This window comes from Christiangramia aestuarii (assembly GCF_009735585.1).
GTDB lineage: Bacteria > Bacteroidota > Bacteroidia > Flavobacteriales > Flavobacteriaceae > Christiangramia > Christiangramia aestuarii.
Map to the genome: position 1 here is coordinate 1 of NZ_VJVW01000179.1, position 357 is coordinate 357.

Below are 357 nucleotides of genomic sequence, written 5' to 3' on the forward strand. Positions count from 1 at the left end.
GAAGCGTCCGGCGAACGTGGCGCGCCCTTCCTGATCTACCAGGAAAGCAACGTCATCATCCGCGCCATCCGCGACTACCTGCGCCAGGAAATCGGCGAAGTGCTGATCGACAGCATCGACGCCCAGGAAGAAGCCCTGAACTTCATCCGCCAGGTGATGCCGCAGTACGCCAGCAAGGTGAAGCTGTACCAAGACAGTGTTCCGCTGTTCAATCGCTTCCAGATCGAGAGCCAGATCGAGACCGCTTTCCAGCGCGAAGTGAAGCTGCCGTCCGGCGGCTCCATCGTCATCGACCCGACCGAGGCCCTGGTTTCCATCGACATCAACTCGGCGCGCGCCACCAAGGGCGGCGACATC

At 61.6% G+C, this 357-nt stretch carries 1 protein-coding gene; it reads left to right on the forward strand.

Annotation, left to right across the window (positions count from 1 at the left end; all coding sequences use genetic code 11):
- Positions 1 to 357, forward strand: a 357-nt coding sequence (locus tag FLP08_RS17440) for a ribonuclease E/G (protein ID WP_202912822.1), incomplete at both ends; no start/stop codon positions are given.